Genomic DNA, 24919 nt, shown 5'->3' with positions numbered 1-24919 from the left:
CTCATGGGATTTTCTCTCCCGAAAACCGGACTTCGAGGGCTTCGAGCCGGCCTTCGACCACCGCCTGCGCCCAGCCGCGGATCTGCCGGAACGCCACCACGACGGCCACGATACCGAGCCCCCAGGCCCAGGCATCCTCGATTCCAACCACCTGATTAAAAAGGAAAGAAGTGGCGAGCACGACGTCGGCGACCAGCAGCAGGGTCAGGCCGGCCAGCAGCAGGCGATGGGCAGGGACCGCACGCATGGCGGACTCCGGTGGCGGGAAGGGACGCTCAATCTAGGCGCCCGGGCCCGACTTGATTAGCCCATGAATCGCGGAATAATTATCCCTTCCGCGGTCCAATCCCCGGATTGGCCCATCCGCCCCGCCTCGGGAGTCCGTCATGCAGCGCGATCTCAACGACACCCTCGTCTTCGTGAAAGTGGTCGAACACGGCAGCTTCATCAGCGCGGCCAACGCGCTGCGCCTGCCCAAGACCACCGTCAGCCGCCGCGTGCAGGATCTCGAGACACGCCTCGGCGCGCAGTTGCTCCATCGCACCACGCGCAAGCTCGGCCTCACCGAAGCCGGCAGCGTCTATTACGAACATTGCCAGCGCATCGCACGCGAACTCGACGAGGCCGAAAGCGCCGTCGGCCAGTTGCAGGGCGGCCCGCGCGGTTGGCTGCGCGTGACCGCGCCGTATTCGATCGGCATCACCTGGATCGCGCCGCTGCTGGGCGAATTCCACGCGCTGCATCCAGAGGTTCGCGTGGAGATGGTGCTGAACAACGAGCCGATCGACCTGATCGACCAGGAGATCGACGTCGCGCTGCGCGGCGGCGTGCTGCCGGACTCCAACCTCGTCGCGCGCCGGCTGTCGGTGTTCCGCACGCAGGTCTACGCCAGCCCGCACTACATCGAGCGCCACGGCGAGCCGCTGCATCCGGACGACCTGCAGCACCACCGCACGCTGGCGATGCCGAAATGGCGTCGCGGCGGCCAGTATTTCTGGACGCTGACCGATGGCGAGCGCACCGACGATTTCCGCGTCGACCCGATCCTGGTCGCGAACGATCCCGGCGCGCTCAACGGCGCGCTGATCTGCGGCGAAGCGCTGCTGCTGAGCAGCGACGTGACGATGAAGGCGCACATCGAACTGGGCCACGTGCAGCGCGTGCTCGCCGGCTGGACCGGCCCGGAGTACGAATTCAACGCCGTGTTCCCGCGCGGCCGCGTGACCTCGCCGAAGGTGCGCGCGTTCGTCGACTTCCTCGTCGAGCGGCTCAACTTCGACGCCGACTACATGCAGGTGGTCTGCCCGGACCGCAAGCGCCTGCTCGCGGCGAAGGAAGCCTCGCGCGTGGCCGATGCCCAGCTCAGCAAGGCGCGGCGCAAGGCCGATGCCCTGCCCCCGGCAGTCATCGACGCAACGTTCGAGGACGACGAAAACGTGGTGTTCGCCGGGCGCTGACACGCCACGCCAACGCCGCGCGACCTCACGAAAAAGCCCTGGATTTCCCGGGCTTTTTCGCATGCACCGGCGACCCGCGTCGATCAGAAATCGTAGCGATAGCCGGCGTAGTAGAACAGCGACAGCAGGTCTTCGTTGCTGGCCTGCGCTTCGGTGCGGGTGCGTTCGAGATTGAACTCCGCCTCGAAGGTCAGGTGTTCGGTGCGGTGGTAGGCGAAGCGGCCGACCGGCGACAGGCGGCGGGACTTCGAACCGCTGGCGTTGTCCTGGAGGTAATACTTGATGCCGGGCTCGACGATCCACGCATCGCCGAACTTCAGGCGCGTGGACAGGCCGAACAGCCAGGCGTCGTAAGCGCGGCTGGTGAGGTAGCTGGTGTTGAGCACGAACACGTCCGACGGCATGAACACGCCGGTGCCGATGACCTGCCCGCTGAGCGTGCGGATGTTGCCGGTGGCGTCGCTGGCCGGCAGCGTCGGCGTGGCGATGGTGCCGGTGACGCTGGAGATGCGGTAGTCCGCCGCCGCCTGCCACTTCGGCGAGAACGTCATGGTGACGCCCAGCGACGACGCGCGCGCGATCGGCGTCAGGCCGATCGCCTGGCGCATGATCTGGTCGCGGGTCATCGTCTGCCCGAGCTGGGCGACGGTGGTCTGCGACTGGCCGAGCAGTGCATTGCTCAGCTGCAGCGTGGGCGCGCGGCGGTAGTCGTAGAGGAAGTTCACGGCGAACTTGCTCCCCCAGCCAAAGTTGCCCTGCACCGAGGCGATGTTGAGCTTGTCGAACATCACGTCGTAGTCGACGAGGCCGAACACCGAGCGGTTCGCGGCGAAGTAGCGGAACTCCGCGCCCACCGCGCGCCGGTCGACGTCGCCTCCGGCGTCCTGCTGGATGCCGAAGACGCCGATGCCCAGCGTGTCGTGGATGCGGTCGGCATCCAGCGTGGCGCCGTAGAAACGCTTGTCGCCGCCGAGGCCCGGCTCCACCAGACGGCCGGCCTCGATGCCCGCGCGCAGCTTGTCGGTACCGAGGCCGATGCTGGCCACCGCGCCGTCGAAGCGGCCGAGCACGCCGCCGCTGGCGGCGGTCTGCCGGCCGAAGCGCGTGGCGAAGCGGCTGGTCTCGTGGCGCAGGTCGACGTAGGCCGACGACAAGCGGTTCCGGGCCGGCTGGTCCTGGATGAAGCTGTGGCGATAGGTGTCGCGCAGGGTGACGCGCGTGTCCCACGCGCCCGCGCGATGGCGCAGGTTGTAATTGACGTCGGTGACGATTGCCGACTGGTCGGTGGAACTCAGCGACTGGCTGTCGATCTGGGTCGCACCGGTGACGGGATCGGTGGTGGTGAATTCGTCGCGGATCTTCGACTTGCCGCCGTAGTAGTACTGCGAGACGCCGCCCCATTGCGTCGTCACCGGCTTGCGCGCGCGGGGGCCACCGTTGCCCGCGGTCGCAGGCCCGGTCGGTGCCGCCGCCAGCGCGGCCATGCGCGCCTTCACGCGATCCGCACCGGGACCATCGGGATACAGCTTGAGGTACAGCTCGTACTCGGCGCGGGCGCGGTCTTTCTCGCCGAGTTGCTCGCGCGCGAAACCGATCAGCTCCTGCGCTTCCTGCGTGAACAGACCCGGCGGCAGGTTGAGCAGGCGATTGAGTTCGGCCACCGCGTTCTCGTAGTCGCCGCGGGAAGCGGCGTCGCGCGCGGTGCGGATGATCTCGGCCTGCGCCTGGTCGGATGCGGACAGCGTGCCGCTCACCGGCGTGGCCGGCGGCAACGGCGCCGTCGCCACGGGTGGTGCGCCGCGCGGCGGCCTGCCGGTCGCGCCCGGCGGCTTGCGGAACGACAGCAGGAAGCTCTGCTCGTCGGCGCCCGGCCCCGCCTGCAGCCCCTTCACCGGTGCGCGGAACGAGACTTCCAGGCGCTTTTCGGTGGGCTGGTTGGCCTCGCTGAAATAGCGCATCTGGAACGGCGGCGCGAGATCGGAGTCGCTCCAGCTGCGCGATTCCTCGAACACCGACCGGCCATCGCTGTTGCTGCCGGTGAGCTCGAAATAGATCGTGATCAGATCGCTTCCGGACGACACCACCGCGCGCTTGAAGCGGACGTTCGCATTGAAGTGCACCGCGACTTCGGTGGTGTCCTGCGACGCAGTCACCGTGACGTCGTCGAAGACCTGTGCCATCGCCGCGGGGGCGGCACCGGCGAGCATCAGCGCAAGGGACAGGGCCGCAAGGCGGGGGAAATGGCGGCAGTGCGTCATCGTGGGAAACTTCCGGTGCTGGTCGAAATCAGAATTCGCCGTCGGTGGACCGATGCTGCCCGGTCCGTGCACGCCGGATCGTGGAGAAGGTCGCGTCGGTGTACTGGTGGCAGGCGCCCGAGCAATCCTGCAACTCCTGCACGGTGTACAGGATGGTCGGCGAGTCCACTTTCTTGTGCGCGTCGGGCTTGAAGCGGTTGGCGTGGCAGCCCGCGCAGTTCGGACGGTAGCTGGCGTACTTCCACGGGATCACTTCGTTGTTCGTCGTGTGGCACGACGTGCAGCTCAGGCCCGCCTGGTGCGGCCGGTACCCGATCGAGACATGCGAGTACGTCGTCGTCGGCAACCACGCGGTGGTGCGGTGGCAGGCATCGCACGACTTCGTGGTGACGAAGTGGCTGGCGGACTTGCCGGTCGCGGTCGTGCCGTTGTGGCAGGTCGCGCAGGAGCCCGCGGTCACGCCGCTGTGGCTGAACGTCGCCGGGATCCACGCCGTGGTGCGATGGCAGACATCGCAGGACTGCGTCGTCGGCAGGTGGTTCGCCGGCTTGCCCGTCGCCGTCGTGCCGTTGTGGCAGGTCGCGCAGGAGCCCGCGGTCACGCCGCTGTGGTTGAACGTGGCCGGGATCCACGCGGAGGTGCGATGGCACGCATCGCAGGACTGCGTCGTCGGCAGATGGTTCGCCGGCTTGCCCGTCGCCGTCGTGCCGTTGTGGCACGTCGCGCAGGAGCCCGCGGTCACGCCGCTGTGGTTGAACGTGGCCGGGATCCACGCCGAGGTGCGGTGGCACGCATCGCAGGACTGCGTCGTCGGCAGATGGTTCGCCGGCTTGCCCGTCGCCGTCGTGCCGTTGTGGCACGTCGCACACGAGCCCGCGGTCACGCCACTGTGGTTGAACGTCGCGGGAATCCACGCCGTGGTGCGATGGCAGGCATCACACGACTGCGTCGTCGGCAGGTGGTTCGCCGGCTTGCCCGTCGCCGTCGTGCCGTTGTGGCACGTCGCGCAGGAGCCCGCGGTCACGCCGCTGTGGTTGAACGTCGCCGGGATCCACGCGGAGGTGCGATGGCAGGCATCGCAGGACTGCGTCGTCGGCAGATGGTTCGCCGGCTTGCCCGTCGCGGTGGTGCCGTTGTGGCACGTCGCACACGAGCCCGCCGTCACGCCGCTGTGGTTGAACGTGGCCGGGATCCACGCCGAGGTGCGATGGCAGGCATCGCAGGACTGCGTCGTCGGCAGATGGTTCGCGGGCTTGCCCGTCGCCGTCGTGCCGTTGTGGCACGTCGCACAACTCCCCGCGGTCACGCCACTGTGGTTGAACGTCGCGGGAATCCACGCCGTGGTGCGATGGCAGGCATCACACGACTGCGTCGTCGGCAGGTGGTTCGCCGGCTTGCCCGCCGCCGTCGTGCCGTTGTGGCACGTCGCGCAGGAACCCGCGGTCACGCCGCTGTGGTTGAACGTCGCGGGAATCCACGCCGACGTGCGATGGCACGCATCGCAGGACTGCGTCGTCGGCAGGTGGTTCGCCGGCTTGCCCGTCGCCGTCGTGCCGTTGTGGCACGTCGCACAACTCCCCGCGGTCACGCCGCTGTGGTTGAACGTCGCCGGGATCCACGCCGAGGTGCGGTGGCACGCATCGCAGGACTGCGTCGTCGGCAGATGGTTCGCCGGCTTGCCCGCCGCCGAGGCACCGTTGTGGCAGGTTGCACAACTGCCCGCGGTCACGCCGCTGTGGTTGAACGTCGCCGGCGTCCAGGCATTGGTGCGGTGGCAGGCGTCGCAGGATTGCGTCGTCGGCAGGTGGTTCGTCGGCTTGCCGCGCGCGGTCGTGCCGTTGTGGCACGTCGCGCAGGATCCCGCGGTCACACCGTTATGGCTGAAGGTCGCCGGCGTCCACGCGGACGTGCGATGGCAGGCATCGCAGGACTGCGTCGTCGGCAGGTGGTTCGCCGGCTTGCCGGTCGAGATCGTGCCGTTGTGGCAGGTCGCGCACGTGCCCGAGGCGACACCGTTGTGGCTGAAGGTGGCGGGTGTCCAGGCCGTGGTGCGATGGCAGGCGTCGCATGCCTGCGTCGTCGGGATGTGGTTCGTCGGTTTGCCGCGCGCCGTGGTGCCGTTGTGGCACGTCGCACAACTGCCCGCCGTCACGCCGCTGTGGTTGAACGTCGCCGGCGTCCAAGCGGACGTGCGATGGCACGCATCGCAGGACTGCGTCGTCGGCAGATGGTTCGCCGGCTTGCCCGTCGAGATCGTGCCGTTGTGGCAGGTCGCGCACGTCCCGGCCGCGACGCCGGCGTGGCTGAAGCTCGCCGGCGTCCAGGCGGAGGTGCGATGGCAGGCATCGCAGGACTGCGTCGTGGGAATGTGGTTGCCCGGCTTGCCGGTCGCGTTGCTGCCGTTGTGGCAACTCGCGCAGGAACCGGAGGTCACGCCGTTGTGGTTGAACGTCGCCGGCAACCATGCCGTGGTGCGATGGCAGGCGTCGCACGACTGCGTGGTCGCGATGTGGTTCGCCGGCTTGCCGTTCGCGGTGGTGCCGTTGTGGCACGTCGCGCAGCTGCCGGCGGTGACGTTGCGGTGGTCGAACTTCGCCGGCGTCCATGCCGACGTGCGATGGCAGGCATCGCAGCCCTGGCTGGTGACGATGTGCCTTGCGGGCTTGCCCGTCGCGGTGCTGCCGTTGTGACAGCTGGCGCAGGTGCGATCCGCCACGGTGGCGTGATCGAAGATCGCGGGAATCCAGCCGCTGGTGCGATGACACGCCTCGCAGCCGGAGGAAACGGGAATGTGCGACGCGGATGGTCGCGTGGCGTCGGGCAGCCGGCTTCCGTTGCCGTGGCAACTGGTGCAGTCCTTGGGCGTGCCCCGCAGGATGCCGCGATCGTGGCAGCCCTCGCAGCGCGCGGTGCGATGGGCACCGGTGAGCGGGAATCCGGTCTTCGCGTGATCGAAACCACCGGGCGAGGTCGCGCCCGTCTTCGCTGCCCACGCCGGTGCGCAGAACAGCAGCATGGCGAGCAGCACCAGCGAAGCGATGCGACGGATGCAAGCGGTCAGGACGGGCATCGGCGTAGTGTCCATGCAGGTCAGCGCGCGGCGGGGAGGAGGTCTTTGAACGAGGTGCTGCTGTGGCATCTCTCGCATCGGTTGCCGAACGACCCGTTGTGGATGTCGTCCCCGCTGTGGCAGCTTCCGCAAGCAAGGGGCAAGGCTATCCGGTCTTTTTGCACGGCCTTGTGACACGAATCGCACTTCAAACTCGCGTGCGCGCCCGACAACGGAAAACGAGTTTCATTCGTGTGATCGAAACGCCAGAGCGTCCACGCACGCGCGTTGTGGCATGTTTCGCAGGTGTTTCCCATGCGTCCGCGATGCGTGTCGTCCTTCGCGTGACAGCCCACGCAAGCCTTCGGCGCACCCTGGTAAAGCTTGTCGGTGTGGCATCCCGCGCAAGCCGCGAGCTGGTGCCGGCCGAGCAGCGGGAACGCGGTGCGGCTGTGGTCGACCACGACTTTCTTCCATGCATCGGCGACGTGGCAGCGCGCGCAGTCGGTGCCGAGTTTGCCGCGATGCGGGTCCTTCGCGGCATGGCAGGACACGCACTGCATGTCGAGCTTCTCGCGATGCACATTGTCCTTGTGGCAGGCCTGGCATGCGAGCGGACGATGGCCGCCGACCAGCGGGAAGCGGGTCAGTTTGTCGTGATCGAAGCTGACCTGCTTCCACGACGCGGCGTTGTGGCAACTCCGGCAGTCGGTGCCGTTGCGGCCCTTGTGCTTGTCGTCCTTGGCATGGCAATCGTTGCAGCCGGAGGCGATGCCGCGGAAAGCCTTGGGCCCGCGATGGCAGCCGGAACACGCGGCCTCGCGATGCTTTCCGAACAGCGAGAACGACGTCTTCGCATGATCGAATCCCGGTGCCGGCTTCCAGCCGCGAGCCTGGTGGCAGTGCTTGCAGTCGTCGCCGAGCGTGCCGGCGTGGGCGTCGTCCTTGCGATGACAGGCCACGCAATCGGTGGGCGCGCCGCGGAACACGTTCGGCTGGCGATGGCAGGCCGAACACAGCGCCGACGCATGCCGGCCGACCAGCGGGAAGCGCGTGGTGCTGTGGTCGAACTTCGTTTCCTTCCAGCCGTTCTCGGTGTGGCAGTTCGCGCAGTTGCTGCCCATCGCACCCTTGTGTGCGTCGTCCTTGCGATGGCAGTCGATGCACTCGCCACCAAGCTTCGCCTCCGCGGGCGGGCGCGTGTGGCAGGCGGCGCAGCGCGCCTGCGCGTGGCGGCCGCGCAGGGCGAAGTCGGTACGGTTGTGGTCGAACTTGCCTTCCTTCCACACCGTCACCGCATGGCAGCTGGCGCAGTCGCGACCGAGCGTGCCCTTGTGCGTGTCGTCGTCGCGATGGCAGCCGATGCACGTGGATGCCGCGGCGCGGAATTTCGCCGGTGGCGCGTGGCAGCGATCGCATGCGACCGCACGATGCGCGCCGACCAGCGCGAAATCGGTCGAGACGTCGTGGCGGAACGTATTGCGGTCCAGCTTCACGATGATCGCGTCGCGACCCTTGTGGTCGGTGTGGCAGGTGCGACAGACCTTCGCGGCGCTGCGCCCGTGGAAGCCGCGGCGCGCGGCGAGATCTGCGGCGACGTCCTTGTGGCAGGCGAGGCACAGCGCAGGCTGCGCGTTCTTGTCGAAGGAGCGATGGCAGGCGGAGCAGGTGCTTTCGGTCTTCGCGTGGGCACGCACCACCTGCCCCGGCATCAGCATGTCCTCCAGCCCCGAACCGCCGGCGCTCACCGACGCCGGCATCGCGCACAGGCACGCCATCGCCGCGAGGACGAGGAGCATGCGTCTGAGCAGGGAGCGATGGGCGCGCATCGATTCAGTACATGTGCACGGCGACGACGTGTGCGATGACGCTGAAGACCAGCAATACCACCAGCGGCACATGCAACACGTGCCACAGCGCGAACAGGCGCTCGAATGGCAGGAACTGCGCGGAACGCTGCACGGCGGCGATCGATTCGGCGACCAGCGCCTGTGCGTCGGCACGCAGCGGCCCGCGCGTGGCGCAGCGTTCGCGCGCGGTGGACAGCGCACGCGAACGCGCGAGCCAGGCACGCGGCGCGAGCAACAGCATCGCATCGGGGCGCTTCCATCCCTGTGCTTCCACCACGGCGGCATCGCGCAGGAAACCATCGACGATCACACGCACGTCGTCGGCCTCGTCGGCACGGAGGCGATCGCGCAGCTTTCCCAGCGTGGTCGCGGCATCGGTGCGCACTTCGCCCAGGCTGAGCGGGCGTCCGTACAGGCCGACGTGCAGGTGACGGTAGAGAAAACGCCCCAGCAGTCCGCTGCCGGCGACGATGACCATGCACCAGAACGCGATCGCGGCGTTGAGCGAGCGCCAATGCAGCGTGCAGTGCAGCAGGATGAGCGTCGGCCCCGCCACGCCCAGCACCATGTGCGCCGAGAACCAGCGGCTGACACGTCCCGCCGACGACAGCAAGCGAACGCGCTTGCGCAGCGGATAACCCAGCAGCGCGAGCATCATCAATGCACCGGCGAGGCCCAGGTAATAGCCGGTGTCCGACCCCGGCGTGTACAGGCCCGAGCGCGACAGCCACCAGATCGAACCGGCCCACAGCGCAGTGAGCAGCACGCCCGCGAGCGTGCGCAGGCGCGCGGCCCGGGCATCGGCCGACGACGCGTCGTCGCGTGCATCGTCGCGGGCAGGCCGGGCAGCAGGGGTTCGGAATGCGGAGTCTGGGCTGGACATGCAGACGCTCGACGTCGTGCGCGTTCGTGTGAAGGGGACCGCACGCCCCCTGCGTGCCTTAAGCAACGTTAATCGATCGCGATGAGGCTTGCCTTAAGGAATGGCTTGCAATCGCATCGATGATCGTCGTCAACTCCGACCTCCGGAGGATCTCCACTGCACCGAATACGATTTCTTGCGAATGACTATCAATCCTGCATACGCCTTCTACATCGTCCCCGTCGCCATCGCGCTGGTGCTTTATGTCCGCCATCGCCTGCGCAGCGAACGCGAGCATGTCGAAACGCTCGAATCCTCCATCCAGGCCGGCCTCACCGATCCGCCATCGCTGCATCCGGTGATCGACACCGAACTGTGCATTGGTTCCGGTTCGTGCGTGCGCGCGTGCCCGGAAGGCGCACTGGGTCTGATCGCCGGCAAGGCCGTGCTGACCAATCCCAGTGCGTGCATCGGCCACGGTGCCTGCCACGCGGCGTGCCCGGTCGACGGCATCACGCTGGTGTTCGGCACCGAGCGCCGCGGCGTCGACATCCCAGACGTGCGTCCGAACTTCGAATCGAACGTGCCCGGCGTCTTCATCGCCGGCGAACTCGGCGGCATGGGCCTGATCCGCAAGGCGGCGGAACAGGGACGCCAGGCGATGGATTCGATCGCGCGCATGCGCGGCGGGCACGCCGACCACGACGTGGTGATCGTCGGCTCCGGCCCGGCCGGCATTTCCGCGGGACTGGGCGCGATCGAGAAAGGCCTGCGCTACGTGCTGCTGGAGCAGGAACATTCGCTCGGCGGCTCGATCTTCCACTACCCGCGCAACAAGGTCGCGATGACCGCACCGGTGAACCTGGCGGTGGTCGGCAAGATGCGGTTCACCGAAGTCGGCAAGGAAAAGTTGCTGGAATTCTGGGAGAACGTGGTGCTGCGCACGCGGCTGAAGATCCACTACGGCGAGCGCATGGAATCGGTCGTGCGCGACGGCGATGCCTTCGTGGTGCACACGCCCAAGGGACACTACCGCACGCGCGCGGTGCTGCTGGCGATCGGTCGCCGCGGCAGCCCGCGCACGCTCGACGTGCCCGGCGAGGAGCTGTCGAAGGTCAGCTATCGCCTCGCCGATCCGGCGCGCGTGCAGGGCGAACGCGTGCTGGTGGTGGGCGGCGGCGACAGCGCGGTCGAGGCCGCGATCGCCAGCGCCGAGCACGCGCAGAGCGTGCACCTGAGCTACCGCGGCGAGGCCTTCAGCCGCGTGAAGGTGAAGAACCGCGACAAACTGGAACAACTGCGCGCCGCCGGGCGCATCAAGGTGATGCTCGGATCGCAGGTGACCGCGATCCACGCGAAGACGGTCGACATCACCATGCACGGTGAAACGACCAGCCTGCCCAACGACGCGGTGATCATCTCGATCGGCGGCGTGCTGCCGACCGACCTGCTCAAGAGCATCGGCATCCGCTTCGAGACGAAGTACGGCGAAGCGTGACGGCGACCGGCGCCGTCGGCGCGATCACGGCACGACGCTGTCGATCGAGACGGCGATGACGTTGGCGTTGCCGGTGGCGGTCTCGACCGGCGCGGCTTGCAGATCGCCGGTGTGCGGGCTGGCGTCACCGCTCTTCGACACGCGCGCGGCCACGCTCACCTTCGGGAAGTTGGACAGCCGCATCGTCGGCACCATCGCGTCGGCGTCGCCGAGTTCGATGTCGGCCGGCAGCGCGGACACCTGCAGGCGCTTGATCGCCACCGGCATCGGCGGACCACCGACGGCCTTCGCGAACACGAACACCGCATCACCCGGCGCGGCCTTCGCGCGCAGCGCGTCCGACAGCGTGACCCGCAGGCGCAGCGCGCCACCCGAGGTCGCGGCCGCGGGCATCGACGCGCCACCCGCGGCCGGCGTCGCTGCGGCGGCCGCATCGCCGCCCGGCAGGTGCGCACGGGCGTCGGCGATCATGCCGGTGACCGACTGCAGCACGTCGGAATCCGGACCGAGCTGCACGCGGATCTTCTCCCACGAGGCGATCGCCTCGGCGTAGCGGCCCTGCTGGTAGTCGCTCATGCCCAGCAGCCACAGGCCGTCCTGGTTGTCCGGTTCGACCTGCAGCGCGTGGCGGATCATCTCAAGCGGCTTGCCGTCGATGCGGCGCTCCGGCGAATCCAGCGCGAGCGCCTCGGCGTACGCGATCTCGATCTCGGGACGATCCTTCGCCAGTGCGTAAGCCTTCTCCAGCGCCTGGCGACCATCGGCGTTGCGACCCATGGATTCGTAGGCGCGGCCCAGCAGCAACCAACCGTCGGCGTCGTTCGGGTTCTTGTCGAGCTTCGCGCGCAGGCTGTCGATCGCGGCGCTCATGTCCATGCCGGGTTTCTGCGCGGCATCGGCCGGCGGCATGCCACCGCTCGCGGGCATCGCGGCGGTCGCGGGCGCGCCGCTGATCGACACCGCATCGGGACGACCGAGCATCGCGTACAGACCGACCGCCGCCAGCGGCACCACGACCGCGATCGCGACCAGCACGCGCTTCGTGCCGGGATGCGCGACGTCGGCCGATTGCGCCGGCGCTTCGGCCTCCAGTGCGGCGCGCTTGGCCTCGAACTCCTCGCGCGACAGCACGCCGGCGTCGAACGCGCCCTGCAGCGCCTTGCGCCGCGCCTGCAAACCAGCGTCTGCACCGCCGCGACGCGCGCGCAGCAGCGGCCACAGCAGCGCAAGCACCGCCACCAGCGCGAGCACGAGGCCCGCGATCACGAAACCGATCATGCTTCCCAATCTCCCGACACGGGATCCGCAGCGGGATCCGGGGCCGCCCCCGCGGCCGGCGTCGACCGGCGCAGGATGCGGAACAACACGACACCGGCGATGAGCAGCATCGCCAGCGGACCGAACCACAGCAGCCACGTCGTCGGCTTCATCGGCGGACGGTAGAGGATGAAGTCGCCGTAGCGATCGGTGAGGTAGCGCTTGATCTCGTCGTCGCTGGCGCCGCTGCGGATCTGTCCGATCAGGTCGCGGCGCAGGTCCTGGGCGAGGCCGGCGGACGAATCGGCGAGGCTTTCGTTCTGGCAGACGAGGCAGCGCAGTTCCTTCGCCAGCGCCTGGAAGCGCGCTTCCTCGGCGTCGTCGCGGAAGCGGATCGGGTCGATCGCCTGCGCGGCGAACGCGGCGAGCATCAGCAGCATGGCCAGCGCGAAGGCCGGCAGCCGGCAGCGGGTCATCGCGAACCTCCCTTGCGCATCGCGTCGATCTGCGGCTTGAGCGTGGTCACCAATGCCTCGGGCGTGACCGCGCCGATGTGCTTGTAGCGCACGCGACCGTCGGCATCGATCAGGAACAGTTCCGGCGCGCCGTACACGCCGAGGTCGATCGCGACCTGCCCTTCGAGGTCGGCCAGCACCATCGCGTACGGATTGCCGTATTCGGACAGCCAGCGCTTCGCGTCGACCGGATCGTCCTTGTAGTCGTAGCCGATCAGCGGGATGCCGAGGTTCGGCGCTTCGCGCATCAGCACCGCGCTCTCGTCGCGGCAGACGTAGCACCAGCTGGCGAACACGTGCAGCGCGTAGGGTTTGCCGCGGAACGTGCGGCTGTCGACGACGAGGTTCGGCGCGTCCAGCCGCGGCAGCGCGAACTGCGGCGCGGGCTTGCCGACGAGTGGCGACGGCACTTCGCCGGGATCGTGCGTGCGGATGTAGAGCAGGCCCGCGCCGAGCAGCGCGAACAGCGCCACGAAGCCGACGAAGGGCAGCATGCGTGCATTCATGCCGCGCCCTCGACCGCGAGCGCGGGCGTTGCCGGCAGCGGCTCGGGCTTGCGGCCGGGCACTGGTGCCGGCGCGGTGGCGCTGAGGCGACGGAAGCGCGGATCGGCGGCAACGAGCAGGCCGCCGAGCATCATCAGGATCGCGCCGGCCCACACCCAGCGGATGAAGGTCTTGAGATAGACGCGCACCGACCAGGCGTCATCGGTGCCGCCCAGCGGCTCGCCCAGCGCGACGTACACGTCGCGGAACGTGCCCGGCGCGATGCCGGCCTCGGTCTGCACGTTCGATCCTTCCGAATACTGCCGCTTCTGCGGCCGCAGTTCGGCCACCTGGCGACCGTCGCGCAGGACGCGGATCACCGCTTCCTCGGCGATGTAGTTCGGGCCTTCGACGCGGCCCAGTGATTCGAAACGGAAGCCGTAGCCGCCGACCTCGACCGTCTGTCCCGGCGCGAGGCTGAGATCCTTCTCGACGCTGGTGCCTTCGGTGACCAGCACGCCGGCGAAGAAGATCGCCACGCCCGCGTGCGCGAGCAGCATGCCGACCATTTCCGGCGTGAAGCGGCGACCGGCGGGACGCTCGCGCAGGCGCAGCAGCACGAAGCGCGCGACGCCCACCGCCACCCAGCCGCCGGCCGCGGCGCCGAGCAGCGGCTTCCACGACGGCGACGGCAACAGCGCCCACGCCAGCGCGACCGCGACGATGCCGGCGGCGAACGCCGGCAGCAGGCGGCGCAGCGCGGCGCGCGCGTCGTCGGCACTCCAGCGCAGCAGCGGGCCGAACGGCAGCATCAGCGCGATCGGCACCATCATCCACAGGAACATCGTGCCGAAGTACGGCGGGCCCACCGACAGCTTGCCCAGTCCCAGCACGTCGCCGATCAGCGGATAGAGCGTGCCCAGCAGCACCATGCCGGCGGTGCAGACGAACACGAGGTTGTTCGCCAGCAGCAGTGCTTCGCGCGACACCGGCCCGAACGGCTGGCCGCCAGCCACCTTCGGCGCGCGAATCGAATACAGCAGCAGCGAACCGCCGACGACGATGCCGAGGAACACGAGGATGAACATGCCGCGCTCGGGATCGCTGGCGAACGCGTGCACGGACGTCAGCACGCCCGAACGCACGAGGAACGTGCCGAGCAGGCTGAAGGAAAAGGCGAAGATCGCGAGCAGCTGCGTCCACGCGCGGAAGCCGCCGCGTTTCTCGGTCACCGCCTGCGAATGGATCAGCGCGGTGCCGGCCAGCCACGGCATGAAGCTTGCGTTCTCGACCGGGTCCCAGAACCACCAGCCGCCCCAGCCGAGTTCGTAATACGCCCACCAGCTGCCCATCGCGATGCCCAGCGTCAGCGCGGCCCAGGCGACGTTGGTCCACGGCCGCGACCAGCGCACCCACTGGCGATCGACTTCGCCGCCGAGCAGCGCTGCGATCGCGAACGCGAACGCCACCGAGAAGCCGACATAGCCGGTGTAGAGCATCGGCGGATGCACGATCAGGCCGAAGTCCTGCAGCAGCGGGTTGAGATCGTTGCCGTCCGGCACCGCCGGCAGCAGGCGCGCGAACGGGTTCGACGTGAACGCGGTGAAGGCGAGGAAGCCGACACCGATCAGGCCGAGGATCGCCAGCACCCGCGCGCGGAACACGGGCGGCAGGTGGTTGCCCAGCACCGCGACCGCGACCGTCCACAGGTTGAGGATCAGCACCCACAGCATCAGCGAGCCCTCGTGCGCGCCCCACACGCCCGAGAGCCGGTAATACCAGGGCAGGCGCAGGTTCGAGTTCTGCGCGACGTAGGTGACCGAGAAGTCGTGGTCGAGCATCAGCCAGGCGAGAAGCGCGAAGGCCAGGGCCACGAAGAAGGCCTGCGCGAACGCCGCCGGCTTCGCCACGCCCATCAGCAGCGCGTCGCCGCGATGGGCCCCGATGAGCGGCACCACGCCCTGCACGATGGCGACCAGCAAGGCCAGGATGAGGACGATTTGGCCGAGCTCGGGGATCATGCAGGCACTCCGGGGGTGGGGGTCGGGAACTCGTGGACGATGCGCATCACCCGCGTCGCGCGCGGTCCCTCGCGTCCGGCGCCCCTGTACGCCAGTGTCCGCAATGGCGCCGCCGAAGGGCGGCAGGCCATCGTCATCGCCCGCAGCGGACGGCGACGCGCCAAGATGCCGACGGACCCAACCTTAAACCGTGACGCGCACCACGAAACGTCGCGCACATCGTTCAGGTTGCACGACAAATCCCCGCGAAGACGATCGCCATCACCCTCGTCCGGACGAAACGGCCTGCGACGAGGGTCGCCTGCGGGGCCGCGCTTCGATCCGTCGCGCGGCCCGGAACGGTGCCCGGGCGATCAGCCCGCCGCGTTGCGCGCGTGCTGCTCCAGCGTCGCCTTCAGCCCGTCGTCGAGCTTGAGCTGGCGCGCGAGTTCGTCGAGGTAGGCGCGCTCCATGAAGTTCTGTTCGTCGACCACCATCACGCTGGCGGCGTACATCTCGGCGGCCAGTGCGGGCGACGAGGCGGCCGCCGCGACCTCGGCCGGGTCCAGCGGCTTCTGCAGTTCGGCCAGGAGCCACTGCCGGGTCTCGGCGTCGGCATCGAGACGGACGAACTCGCCCTCGATCGTCGCGCGCTCGCGTTCGTCGACGTGGCCGTCAGCCTTGGCCGCGGCGATCAGCGCCTTCAGCAGCGCCTGGCTGTGGGTCTCGGCCTCGGGCGCGGACAGCGCCGGTACGATCGGCGGCGGCTGGACGACCGCGGCACCGGCCGACGCGCCGTCCTGCTGCCGCTTCCAGTCGCCGTAGGCACGGTAGGCCAGCGCGCCGACCGCGGCGAGGCCGCCGAGCGTCGCCATCTTCCGTGCCCGGCGATTGCCCAGCAGCAGCGCGAGCGCGCCGCCGGCCAGTGCGCCCTTGCCGAAGTCGGCGCCGCTGCCGATGCCCGCGCTGCCGGCGAGATCGCCCGCGCTCTTCTGCGCGGTCTTGAGCAACTGGTCGAGGAAGCCGCGGGTGTCCATGGTCGTGTTCCGGTTCGGGGGAAAGCCGCATTGTGCGCCTGCGCCGTGACGCGCCATCGGCCGGAGGTCATGCCGCCGGGCGTGCGCACGGGACGGCGCGTCATCGCATTCATGCAGGACGAGGACGGGCGCGGCACCATGGCCGCAGGGGGACATCGGGTGCGGGCCGCGATCGCGGGCCGTACCCTCACGCCACGTTCCGAGGCCATCGCCATGCGCACCCTGCCCCTCGCCCTGCTCTGTCTCGCGCTCCTGCCCGCCGGCTGCACGCAGTCGCAGGACCGCACCGCCGCCGACAAGCACATGCCCGCGCGCGAACGCGACCTCGCCCCGCGCGAGCGCGAAACGCCGCCGGCGCCCGGCACGGCCGCCGCCGCGCCCGCGCTCAAGCCGCACCGTACCGGCGGCAACCGCCCTCCGGTGCAACTGCCGAATCCGCCTTTCACGGTGACGGCTTTCGCCAGCTTCAACGAACCGTGGGCGATGACCTTCCTGCCCGACGGCCGCCTGCTGGTCACTGAAAAGGCCGGGCAACTGCGGCTGTTCGATCCCGCGACGAAGACCACCGGCACCATCACCGGCGTGCCGACCGTCGCCTACGGCGGCCAGGGCGGCTTCGGCGACGTGGTGCTGCATCCGAACTACGCGACCAACCACTTGGTGTATTTCAGCTATGCCGAAGCCGGCAGCGGCGATACCCGCGGCGCGGCGGTGGCGCGCGCCACGCTCACGCTGAGCGGCACCGGCGGCAGCCTGTCCACGCCGGAAGTGCTGTGGCGACAGACGCCCAAGGTCAGCGGCAGCGGCCACTACAGCCACCGCATCGCGTTCGGCCCCGACGGCATGCTCTGGATCACCTCCGGCGAACGCCAGCAGGGCTCGCCGGCGCAGGATCTGAACACCAATCTCGGCAAGGTGATCCGCCTGTTCGACGACGGCCGCGTGCCGACCGACAACCCGTTCGCCTCGCGCGGCGGCGTGAGCACGCAGATCTGGTCGTACGGCCACCGCAACCTGCTCGGCATCGCCTTCGACAGCGCCGGCCGGCTGTGGACGCACGAGATGGGCCCGATGGGCGGCGACGAACTCAACCTGATCGAACGCGGCAGCAACTACGGCTGGCCGCTGGTCTCCAACGGCGACAACTACGACGGCACCCCGATCCCGCGCCACAGCACCCGCCCCGACCTCAACGCGCCGGAAGCCTCGTGGAACCCGGTCATCGCGCCCGCCGGCTTCGTCATCTACAGCGGCAACCTGTTCCCGTGGTTCCGCGGCCACGGCTTCATCGGCGGCCTCGCCTCGCAGTCGCTGGTCCGCATCCAGTTCGAAGGCACCACCGCCCGCGAAGCCGAGCGCTACGCCATGGGCCAGCGCATCCGCGAAGTCGAACAGGGCCCGGACGGCGCGCTGTGGCTGCTGGAGGACGGCGTCGGCGGGCGACTGCTGAAGTTGATGCCGGTGCCGCTGTAACGCATCGCCGGCCGGGAAGCATCGCGCCGCGGTGCCCGGTGCCCGATGCGCGACGGCGGCAGAAGCCTGACGGCCCGGACATCGAGGGAACGCGTGCTACGCATGCTCCGGGACAGTCGCCGGACACGTCCCCGGCTCGGCATGACCGATCCCGAATCCCCGCCCCGGCGGCATCCCCGCCATCAGCATGTTGCAAAGCTGCGCTTCCAGGTCCGGGGCGTCGAGCAGATCGGAATCCTCCATCACCGCAGACCACAACACGGACGTCAACGACCGCGACAGCACGAACTGGCACGCCGGAGACAATGCCATGCCGTGGCTTGCCGCCCATTCCGTCAGGGCGCGTGCGATGCACTCATCCACGACGCGCACCGCGTTGAGCATCCTGGCCGCCATGCCCTTCCGGGTCACGGCGCGGGCCACGGCCCGAAACGTCTTTCGCCTGCTGCGGGCATCGGCGGCGATCACCGCGACGAGGCTCGCCATCGCCACGCGACAGGACTGGTCGCGCGATGCGGCCAGCACCGCCTTCAATCGCTCGATCAGCCTGTCACGATGCGCGATCGCCATGGCCATCAGCAGGGAATCGCGATCCTGAAAATACTGGTAGAGCGTGCCGATGCTGTAGCCGGACACGTCGGAGACGCGCTTCATGGTGAGCTTGTCGCCGCCCTCGCGCTCGATGATCTGCACGGTCGTCGCATAGATGGCATCGACCGTGCCCTGGGACCTCGCCTGCCTGGGGCGACGCCGGACCACTTTCGAGGCGCTCATGCCACATCCACGCGAGCACCCGACATCCCGCGATCGCGGCAACGGCCGTCATGCTCGCGAACCGATCGATGGCCACGATGCGACAGGAATGGGGCCGCTGGCGACGGGGGCGACGCCCGGGACCTGACGAGAAACTGAGCGGAACCACGGAAAGCACGACGCAATTCCGAATCTTTCGCAGCGATATCAAGCATTTGGACGCAGTCCATTTGCGCATCGAAACATGAGCATAACGCGACTTGTCGCGCACCAGAAAGCTGATGAAACTTGCGATGCCGTGCATCAGAGGACGGCATGACAGGACTCGCGACCACGCTGGCCGTCTGCTTTGATTCGGCACTTCCGCAATCCGGAAGCCACTGGACACGACCAACAACACGACATCAAGGACAGTCATGAAGAAAGCACGCAGTTCGATCAAGCTCGGCCTCCTGGCGGCGGGCATCGCGGCAAGCACCTTCGCTTCGGCCGGCAATGGCGTCATCGCGGCACGCAACGCCGCTGCCAAACCGAATCAGGGCACGCAGGCCATCCAGAGCAAGCGCATGCCGGTCATCGCGCTGACGCGGACGATGGGCGACGTCGGCTTCGAGATCTTCGACGGCCAGACGAAGCGCTACACGCTTGCGTCGCTGCCGAAGGACGCCACCGACGCCATCGTCTACATCGACGTCGACAGCGTCGAGTGGAACCGGAAGAAGATGAAGGCCGTGCTCGATCTCGCCCGCGACCTGAACTGGGTCGTGATGGCGGAAAGCGGCTCGTGGAACGTGCCGCGCCTGCACACCTTCATCAACGCGTACGCCCCGGAAGCGAAAACGCGGAACCTGCAGAACGTCGCGGTGCGCATCTCGTGGGACAACGGCCGTGCCGTCGCGACCGACCTCGCGCCCGACGCAGCCGCGGTCGAAGTGGGCATCGACTATGCGCAGACCTCGGCCGGCAAGGCGCTGCTCGCGAATACGTTCATGGCCAAGACCATCGCCCCGGGCAGCAACTACGCATGGTTCGCCAACAACGCCTACCAGGCCACCGCGAGCAGCCGGCAGGAAGGCACCCGCTTCTACTCGGTGGCGTTGAACCGCGACGTCGTGAAGGTCTGGAAGAGCACCAGCAACGGCACGACCGACTGCGTCGTCGCGTGGCGCGGCAGCTCGACCGCGGGCGACTGGCTGACCAACATCGAAAACCAGTTCGGCTCGGCGGTGGCCGTTCCCGGCGAACCGAGCAATGCCGCGAGGATCGGTGTCGGCTACGCCGACAGGCTCAACAACTACAAGGCCGCGGTCGACGCCGTCGCCTGCAACAACGTCTACCGCGTGACGGGCCACAGCCTGGGCGGCGCCATGGCCGAAGCCTATGCGTTCACCATCCGCGGCAAGGCACCGAACCTGGAAGCCTACAACCCGGCCCGCGTCGGCAACGCGAGCCTGCGCACACAGCTGGTGTCCGCACTGGGCAGCGCGAAAGTCGAAGTGTTCTGCCGCAACCTGGACCCCGTGTGGACGGTGCCGATCGGACTGGAGCACGTCGGCAGCAACAACGGCTGCACCTACTGGGGCGCCTATGTGTCGATCCTCAACCCCGTCGCCAACCACGCGATGAATCTGTGGCTGTAAGCATCGACCGTTTCTGATTTTCCTAGATCGGCGAAACGACGTGGCGGACTTCGGTCCGCCACGTCGTTCCGGAAGCGGTTCGAAATCTCCTGTCGATGGACAGGCGTCACCACTTGAGCGGCTGCAGGAATGTGTCCGCAGGGCACCCCGACGCCGATGAGCCGCCCCTGAGTCCTGCGGAGGGCGGAGGGCGGAGGGCGCAAGTTGCCCCTGCGGACGACGCCACTCGATGCCCGATCTCTCGGACGCTTCCAGGCGTGACAGGGCAGTGACGGGCGTGGAGATGGTGGGCCGTGAAGGATTCGAACCTTCGACCAAAAGATTAAAAGTCTTCTGCTCTACCGACTGAGCTAACGGCCCACGGGTACCGGCGAGGCCGGCCTCGGCGTTGCGCCGAGGGCCGCATTCTAGCCCAATCCGCGGGGTGGGTCAGCCGACGTAGCGAGTGGGGTCGGCGACGCCGGCGGCGGCGAAGCCGTCGGCACGGAGGCGGCAGGCGTCGCAGTGGCCGCAGGCGCGGCCTTCGGCGTCGGCCTGGTAGCAGGAGACGGTCTGGGCGAAGTCGACGCCCAGGCGCAGGCCTTCGCGGACGATGTCGGCCTTGGTCATGCGCATCAGCGGGGAGTGGACGCGGAAGGCCGCGCCCTCGACACCCGCCTTCGTCGCCAGGTTGGCCAGCGCCTCGAAGCCGGCGATGAATTCGGGACGGCAGTCGGGGTAGCCCGAGTAATCGACGGCATTGACGCCGCAGAACAGGTCGGTGGCGCCCAGCACTTCGGCCCAGCCCAGCGCGACCGACAGCATGATGGTGTTGCGCGCCGGCACGTAGGTCGACGGGATGCCGGCGCCGATGACGTGGCCGTCGGCGTCGGTGGGCACGTCGATGCCATCGTCGGTCAGCGCGGAACCGCCGAGGCTGCGCAGGTCGACGTGCACGGTCTTGTGCGCGGTGGCGCCCAGCGCCTGCGCGACGCGCGCGGCGGCGTCGAGTTCGGAGGTGTGGCGCTGGCCGTAGCGCACGCTCAGCGCATGCGGGGCGAAGCCCTGCTCGCGGGCGATCGCGAGGACGACGGCGGAGTCCATGCCTCCGGAAACGAGGACGACGGCGGGTTTCATCGAAAGCGATTCCTCAACGGCCGGGGGCATCGCCCCACAGGAGTTTGTGCAGTTGCAGCTGGAACTTGACCGGCAGGCGGTCGGCGACGATCCAGTCGGCGAGGTCGTGCGCGGCGACCTGGTCCTTGCTCGGCGAGAACAGCACGTCGCAGCGCGCGTCTAGGCGATGTTCGGCGAGCACGGCGCGCGCCCAGTCGTAGTCGGCGCGGTCGCAGATCACGAACTTGATCTGGTCGTGCGCGGTGAGCAGCGGCAGGTTCTCCCAGCGGTTGCGCGCGACCTCGCCGGAGCCCGGCGTCTTGATGTCGAGCACGCGTGAGACCCGCGGATCGACGTCGGCGATGTCGAGCGCGCCGGAGGTTTCCAGCGAGACGACGTGGCCGGCGTCGCAAAGCCGGCGCAGCAGGTCGAGGCAGCGCTTCTGGGCCAGCGGCTCGCCGCCGGTGACGCAGACGTGGCGGACGCCGTGGCCGGCGACCTCGTCAACGATGGCGTCGATGTCGCGCCATTCGCCGCCGAAGAACGCGTAGGCCGTGTCGCAGTAGCCGCAGCGCAGCGGGCAGCCGGTCAGGCGGACAAACACGGTGGGCCAGCCCGCATCACGGGCCTCGCCCTGCAGCGAGAGGAAGATCTCGGTGATCTTGAGGCGGTCCGCCGCGGCAGCGGTCGGCGCGGGGGCGGTGTCGACGTTCACGCCGCCATTCTACCGGGCAGGTGGGCGCTCCCGCCTCACTTCACCCGCGATAGCTGGATCGCGCGGAGGCGGTCGTCGGCGCTGCGCGCGGCCTCGGTGCCGGGATAGCGCGACACCACCTTCGACAGCGTGACCTGGGCGGCGTCGAGCTGGCGCAGGCCGTACTGACACAGGCCGACCTTCAGCAGCGCGCCGGCGGCCTTGTCGTGGGTGGGATAGCGGTTGAGCAGCGTCTGGAACTGCTCCAGCGCCAGCGCGTAGTTCTGGGTGACGTAGTAGCTCTCGCCCAGCCAGTAGAAGGCGTTGGGCGTGAACACGCCGTTCGGGTAGGCGTCGAGGAAGCTCTGGAACGCGCGCGAGGCATCGGCGTAGCGGCCGGCCTTCAGCGCGTCGAACGCCTGGTTGTAGGCGCCGCGTTCGTCCTCGGCGCGACCGGTGAAGGCCGCCGAGTCACCGTAGACGCGCGGCGCGGGTTCCTGCGAGGTCGCGGGCACGGCCGATGCGGTCGCCGGCGGCACGCTGGCGGGCGTCGCGGGCACGGGCGCTGCCGGCGTGGCCGGCGTAGGCGCGGCGTTCACCGGGGCATCGCCGCCTTCCAGCCGCGCGAGGCGGCTGTCGAGATCGAGGTACTGGGTCTTCGACGCCTGCTTCTGCTGTTCGAGCTGCTGCTGCAGTTCCTCGACCTGGCCGCGCAGCGACTGCACTTCGCTCTTGAGGTCGCCGATCTGGTTGAGCAGGTCGAGGTTGCCCGAACGCATCGCCGACAGCTGCTGCTCCAGCGCGGTGAGCCGGTCCGACGTGCTCATCCGCTGCGCCGAGGCCGGCAGGCACACGCCGAGGGCGAGCACGAGGACGACGAAGGCAAGGGAACGCGGAAAACGACGGACATTCACGACGGCAGCACCTGATCGGCGGCGGGACGGACGGCAGACACGACGCGGGGCGCACGACGGCGCCCCGCGGAGGGAACGATGGCTTACTTCGCGGTGTAGACGATCTCGACGCGACGGTTGCGGCCCCAGCACTCTTCGGTCGACTCGGTGCAGGTCGGACGCTCTTCGCCGTAGCTGACGACGGTGACCTGCGTGCCGGAGCCGCCGTTGGCCTGGACCGACGACGACACGGCGTTGCCGCGGCGTTCGCCGAGGCCGATGTTGTACTCGCGGCTGCCGCGCTCGTCGGCGTTGCCTTCGAGCGTCATGCGCGCGCTGGGACGGTCGCGGAGGTACTTGGCGTGGCAGGCGACGATCGCCTGGAATTCCGGCTTCAGCGCGTCCTGGTCGAAATCGAAGTAGACGACGCGTTCACGCAGGCAGGCGTCGGTGTCGAGGTCTTCGGGACCGTACACGCCGCTGCGCGGGCCCATGGGGGTGTTGCCGATCCCGGAGGACGTGGTCCCGGAGGACTGACTGGTGCCGGTGCCGACGGTGGCGTTGGTGTTCGGGTCTTCCTTCACCTTCTTCGTACAGGCGGCGGCGGTCACGCACAGGATCGCGGTGAGCAGCACTCGGGAGGTCGTGTTCATGCAGGGTCTCGGGTGGTCACGGGAGGGGTCGGAGGTGAAGAGGTGCGGACGGCGCGATCGGTTGCGGCGTCAGCGCGGCAGGCGGTACGGGCCCCAGGCCGGTTCGCGCACGTCGCCGTTGGCGAGGACGAGGCGCTGGCGGACGCGGGCATCGGCGGAGACGGCGTAGAGCACGCCCCGGCCGCCTTCCCGCGCGGCGTACAGCACCATCGCCGCGTTCGGCGCGAAGCTCGGGGATTCGTCGAGCGAACCCGGCGACAGCATGGTCCAGCGCGGCGACCCCAGGCTGCGGTCGAGCATCGCGATACGGTACACGTTGCCACTGCCCTGTGCCACGGCCAGACGCTTGCCGTCGGCGGACACGGTGGCGCGGGCGTTGTAACTGCCCTGGAACGTGACCCGGCTGGCCGAACCGCCGCCCGCCGGGGCCTGGTAGATCTGCGGCTTGCCGCTGCGGTCGGAGGTGAAATACAGCGAGCTGCCGTCGGCGCTCCACACCGGCTCGGTGTCGATGCCGAACTGGCTGGTGACCTGGGTCAGCGCGCGGCTGCCGAGGTCCATCACGTAGATCTCCGGATTGCCGCTCTTGGACAGCACCATCGCCAGGCGGCGGCCGTCGGGCGAAAAGCTGGGCGCGCTGTTGATGCCCTTGAAACCGGCGACGACTTCGCGCGCGCCGGTGGCGATGTCCTGCACCACGATCGAGGAATTGCCGCGCTCGAAACTGACGTACGCGAGCTTGCGACCGTCGGGGCTCCACGCCGGCGACAGCAGCGGCTTGTCCGAGCGCACGATGGTCTGCGGGTTGTAGCCGTCGGCGTCGGCGATCATCAGCGCGTACTGCGCGCCCTTGCCCACGCCGGTCTGCACGATGTACGCGATGCGCGTCCAGAACGCGCCGCGTACGCCGGTGAGCTTTTCGTAGATGGCATCGGCGATCTGGTGGGCGACGTCGCGCATCGCGTTGGCGCGCGCGGTCAGCGCGAACGCCAGCAGGCGGTTGCCGCCCATGTCGTACAGCTCGTACTCGACGCGGTAGCCGCCGTCGGCGGCATCCAGCACGCGGCCGACGACGATGTCGTTCTGCTTGAGCTGGCGGAAGTAGGCGAAGTCGATGTCGGCGCCGCGGCTGGGTCGCTGCGAGCCAAGGTCCGCCGGCGGCAGCGGCCGGAACTGGCCGGAGCGGGCGAGATCGGCGCGGACGACCTCGGCGATGTCGGCCGGCGGCGGCGTGCCCGCGCCCTGGTATGGCATCGGCACCACCGCGATCGGCGTGGCGGCCGCGTTGCCGCCGACGATGTCGATCTCCAGGCCTCGCTGCTGGGCGAAGGCGGCCCACGGCAGCACGGCGGCGAGCAGCAGCAGGCAGAGGACGAGGGCGCGGTTCGGCAGGGACGTCGGCATGCGGGTCATCGGCATTTCGGGGAGGCGGACGCGTGGAAGGGAGGCG

At 69.0% G+C, this 24919-nt stretch carries 20 protein-coding genes and 1 tRNA gene; 4 read left to right on the top strand and 17 right to left on the bottom strand.

The features are described from left to right. Position 1: 1 nt before the first annotated feature. Positions 2-247, bottom strand: coding sequence for a hypothetical protein (locus ACT53R_RS16420; RefSeq protein ID WP_476172984.1), 246 nt, complete (start codon positions 245-247; stop codon positions 2-4). A 139-nt stretch (positions 248-386) separates the two neighbouring features. Here ACT53R_RS16420 and ACT53R_RS16415 point away from each other — a divergent pair, with 139 nt between their 5' ends. Continuing rightward, the gene (locus ACT53R_RS16415) at positions 387-1457 is read left to right on the top strand and encodes a LysR family transcriptional regulator (protein WP_476172983.1); all 1071 of its coding nucleotides are present in this window, start codon (positions 387-389) and stop codon (positions 1455-1457) included. 83 nt (positions 1458-1540) lie between these two features. On the opposite strand, the gene ACT53R_RS16410 is transcribed toward ACT53R_RS16415, so the two are convergent. The 4 genes from ACT53R_RS16410 to ACT53R_RS16395 are packed head-to-tail and all read right to left on the bottom strand — an operon-like array spanning position 1541 to position 9497. Beyond that, positions 1541-3715, bottom strand: coding sequence for a hypothetical protein (locus ACT53R_RS16410; protein WP_476172982.1), 2175 nt, complete (start codon positions 3713-3715; stop codon positions 1541-1543). A gap of 28 nt (positions 3716-3743) precedes the next feature. Next, positions 3744-6785, bottom strand: coding sequence for a hypothetical protein (locus ACT53R_RS16405; RefSeq protein ID WP_476172981.1), 3042 nt, complete (start codon positions 6783-6785; stop codon positions 3744-3746). Between the two features lie 20 nt (positions 6786-6805). Further along, positions 6806-8563, bottom strand: a complete 1758-nt coding sequence (locus ACT53R_RS16400) for a cytochrome c3 family protein (protein ID WP_476172980.1) — start codon at positions 8561-8563, stop codon at positions 6806-6808. A 34-nt stretch (positions 8564-8597) separates the two neighbouring features. Continuing rightward, a complete protein-coding gene (locus tag ACT53R_RS16395; RefSeq protein ID WP_476172979.1) occupies positions 8598-9497 on the bottom strand; it encodes a hypothetical protein in 900 nt (299 codons plus the stop codon). A gap of 181 nt (positions 9498-9678) precedes the next feature. Between ACT53R_RS16395 and ACT53R_RS16390 the strand changes: the two genes are divergently transcribed. Beyond that, positions 9679-10974, top strand: coding sequence for an NAD(P)-binding domain-containing protein (locus ACT53R_RS16390; RefSeq protein WP_476172978.1), 1296 nt, complete (start codon positions 9679-9681; stop codon positions 10972-10974). Positions 10975-10998: 24 nt separating this feature from the next. Here ACT53R_RS16390 and ccmI read toward each other — a convergent pair whose 3' ends face one another. From ccmI to ACT53R_RS16365, 5 genes are all read right to left on the bottom strand, one after another. Further along, positions 10999-12252 (bottom strand): c-type cytochrome biogenesis protein CcmI, encoded by a 1254-nt coding sequence (ccmI, locus tag ACT53R_RS16385; RefSeq protein WP_476172977.1) that lies wholly within the window; start codon positions 12250-12252, stop codon positions 10999-11001. Beyond that, positions 12249-12707, bottom strand: coding sequence for a cytochrome c-type biogenesis protein (locus ACT53R_RS16380; protein ID WP_476172976.1), 459 nt, complete (start codon positions 12705-12707; stop codon positions 12249-12251). The genes ccmI and ACT53R_RS16380 overlap by 4 nt, the downstream gene beginning before the upstream one ends. Further along, a complete protein-coding gene (locus ACT53R_RS16375; protein ID WP_476172975.1) occupies positions 12704-13252 on the bottom strand; it encodes a DsbE family thiol:disulfide interchange protein in 549 nt (182 codons plus the stop codon). Before ACT53R_RS16375 ends, ACT53R_RS16380 begins: the two co-directional genes overlap by 4 nt. Beyond that, positions 13249-15252, bottom strand: coding sequence for a heme lyase CcmF/NrfE family subunit (locus ACT53R_RS16370; protein WP_476172974.1), 2004 nt, complete (start codon positions 15250-15252; stop codon positions 13249-13251). Before ACT53R_RS16370 ends, ACT53R_RS16375 begins: the two co-directional genes overlap by 4 nt. 353 nt (positions 15253-15605) lie before the next feature. Beyond that, on the bottom strand, positions 15606-16268 hold the full coding sequence (locus tag ACT53R_RS16365; protein WP_476172973.1) for a tellurite resistance TerB family protein: 663 nt from the start codon (positions 16266-16268) through the stop codon (positions 15606-15608). A gap of 303 nt (positions 16269-16571) precedes the next feature. Between ACT53R_RS16365 and ACT53R_RS16360 the strand changes: the two genes are divergently transcribed. Next, positions 16572-17741, top strand: a complete 1170-nt coding sequence (locus ACT53R_RS16360) for a PQQ-dependent sugar dehydrogenase (protein ID WP_476172996.1) — start codon at positions 16572-16574, stop codon at positions 17739-17741. A 96-nt stretch (positions 17742-17837) separates the two neighbouring features. On the opposite strand, the gene ACT53R_RS16355 is transcribed toward ACT53R_RS16360, so the two are convergent. Then, complete coding sequence (locus tag ACT53R_RS16355) at positions 17838-18515, bottom strand: TetR/AcrR family transcriptional regulator (RefSeq protein ID WP_476172972.1); 678 nt, start codon at positions 18513-18515, stop codon at positions 17838-17840. 395 nt (positions 18516-18910) lie between these two features. On the opposite strand from ACT53R_RS16355, the gene ACT53R_RS16350 reads away from it, so the two are divergent. Continuing rightward, positions 18911-20134 carry a lipase family protein gene (locus ACT53R_RS16350; RefSeq protein WP_476172971.1) on the top strand — a complete coding sequence of 408 codons (1224 nt, stop codon included), beginning with the start codon at positions 18911-18913 and terminating at the stop codon, positions 20132-20134. Positions 20135-20418: 284 nt separating this feature from the next. On the opposite strand, the gene ACT53R_RS16345 is transcribed toward ACT53R_RS16350, so the two are convergent. The 6 genes from ACT53R_RS16345 to tolB all read right to left on the bottom strand — a co-directional run bounded on the left by ACT53R_RS16345 (position 20419) and on the right by tolB (position 24873). After that, positions 20419-20494: transfer RNA gene (locus ACT53R_RS16345), tRNA-Lys, on the bottom strand. A gap of 69 nt (positions 20495-20563) precedes the next feature. Next, positions 20564-21250, bottom strand: a complete 687-nt coding sequence (queC, locus tag ACT53R_RS16340) for a 7-cyano-7-deazaguanine synthase QueC (protein WP_476172970.1) — start codon at positions 21248-21250, stop codon at positions 20564-20566. A gap of 13 nt (positions 21251-21263) precedes the next feature. Further along, on the bottom strand, positions 21264-21944 hold the full coding sequence (gene queE / locus ACT53R_RS16335) for a 7-carboxy-7-deazaguanine synthase QueE (RefSeq protein ID WP_476172969.1): 681 nt from the start codon (positions 21942-21944) through the stop codon (positions 21264-21266). 35 nt (positions 21945-21979) lie between these two features. Next, a complete protein-coding gene (ybgF, locus tag ACT53R_RS16330) occupies positions 21980-22750 on the bottom strand; it encodes a tol-pal system protein YbgF (RefSeq protein ID WP_476172995.1) in 771 nt (256 codons plus the stop codon). Positions 22751-22920: 170 nt separating this feature from the next. After that, entirely contained in the window at positions 22921-23469 is a 549-nt protein-coding gene (gene pal, locus ACT53R_RS16325; RefSeq protein WP_476172968.1) for a peptidoglycan-associated lipoprotein Pal, read from the bottom strand. Between the two features lie 69 nt (positions 23470-23538). Continuing rightward, complete coding sequence (gene tolB / locus ACT53R_RS16320) at positions 23539-24873, bottom strand: Tol-Pal system beta propeller repeat protein TolB (protein ID WP_476172967.1); 1335 nt, start codon at positions 24871-24873, stop codon at positions 23539-23541. Positions 24874-24919: the final 46 nt, after the last annotated feature.

This window comes from Lysobacter sp. DMC104 (assembly GCF_056313665.1).
This window is presented reverse-complemented; position numbering and strand designations above follow the sequence as displayed.

Bases quoted from the DNA above. Each gene is read 5' to 3' on its own strand.
- ACT53R_RS16420 (WP_476172984.1), bottom strand. From the start codon at position 247: ATGCGTGCGGTCCCTGCCCATCGCCTGCTGCTGGCCGGCCTGACCCTG.
- ACT53R_RS16415 (WP_476172983.1), top strand. From the start codon at position 387: ATGCAGCGCGATCTCAACGACACCCTCGTCTTCGTGAAAGTGGTCGAA.
- ACT53R_RS16410 (WP_476172982.1), bottom strand. From the start codon at position 3,715: ATGACGCACTGCCGCCATTTCCCCCGCCTTGCGGCCCTGTCCCTTGCG.
- ACT53R_RS16405 (WP_476172981.1), bottom strand. From the start codon at position 6,785: ATGCCCGTCCTGACCGCTTGCATCCGTCGCATCGCTTCGCTGGTGCTG.
- ACT53R_RS16400 (WP_476172980.1), bottom strand. From the start codon at position 8,563: ATGCTCCTCGTCCTCGCGGCGATGGCGTGCCTGTGCGCGATGCCGGCG.
- ACT53R_RS16395 (WP_476172979.1), bottom strand. From the start codon at position 9,497: ATGTCCAGCCCAGACTCCGCATTCCGAACCCCTGCTGCCCGGCCTGCC.
- ACT53R_RS16390 (WP_476172978.1), top strand. From the start codon at position 9,679: ATGACTATCAATCCTGCATACGCCTTCTACATCGTCCCCGTCGCCATC.
- ccmI (WP_476172977.1), bottom strand. From the start codon at position 12,252: ATGATCGGTTTCGTGATCGCGGGCCTCGTGCTCGCGCTGGTGGCGGTG.
- ACT53R_RS16380 (WP_476172976.1), bottom strand. From the start codon at position 12,707: ATGACCCGCTGCCGGCTGCCGGCCTTCGCGCTGGCCATGCTGCTGATG.
- ACT53R_RS16375 (WP_476172975.1), bottom strand. From the start codon at position 13,252: ATGAATGCACGCATGCTGCCCTTCGTCGGCTTCGTGGCGCTGTTCGCG.
- ACT53R_RS16370 (WP_476172974.1), bottom strand. From the start codon at position 15,252: ATGATCCCCGAGCTCGGCCAAATCGTCCTCATCCTGGCCTTGCTGGTC.
- ACT53R_RS16365 (WP_476172973.1), bottom strand. From the start codon at position 16,268: ATGGACACCCGCGGCTTCCTCGACCAGTTGCTCAAGACCGCGCAGAAG.
- ACT53R_RS16360 (WP_476172996.1), top strand. From the start codon at position 16,572: ATGCCCGCGCGCGAACGCGACCTCGCCCCGCGCGAGCGCGAAACGCCG.
- ACT53R_RS16355 (WP_476172972.1), bottom strand. From the start codon at position 18,515: ATGAGCGCCTCGAAAGTGGTCCGGCGTCGCCCCAGGCAGGCGAGGTCC.
- ACT53R_RS16350 (WP_476172971.1), top strand. From the start codon at position 18,911: ATGAAGAAAGCACGCAGTTCGATCAAGCTCGGCCTCCTGGCGGCGGGC.
- queC (WP_476172970.1), bottom strand. From the start codon at position 21,250: ATGAAACCCGCCGTCGTCCTCGTTTCCGGAGGCATGGACTCCGCCGTC.
- ybgF (WP_476172995.1), bottom strand. From the start codon at position 22,750: ATGAGCACGTCGGACCGGCTCACCGCGCTGGAGCAGCAGCTGTCGGCG.
- pal (WP_476172968.1), bottom strand. From the start codon at position 23,469: ATGAACACGACCTCCCGAGTGCTGCTCACCGCGATCCTGTGCGTGACC.
- tolB (WP_476172967.1), bottom strand. From the start codon at position 24,873: ATGCCGACGTCCCTGCCGAACCGCGCCCTCGTCCTCTGCCTGCTGCTG.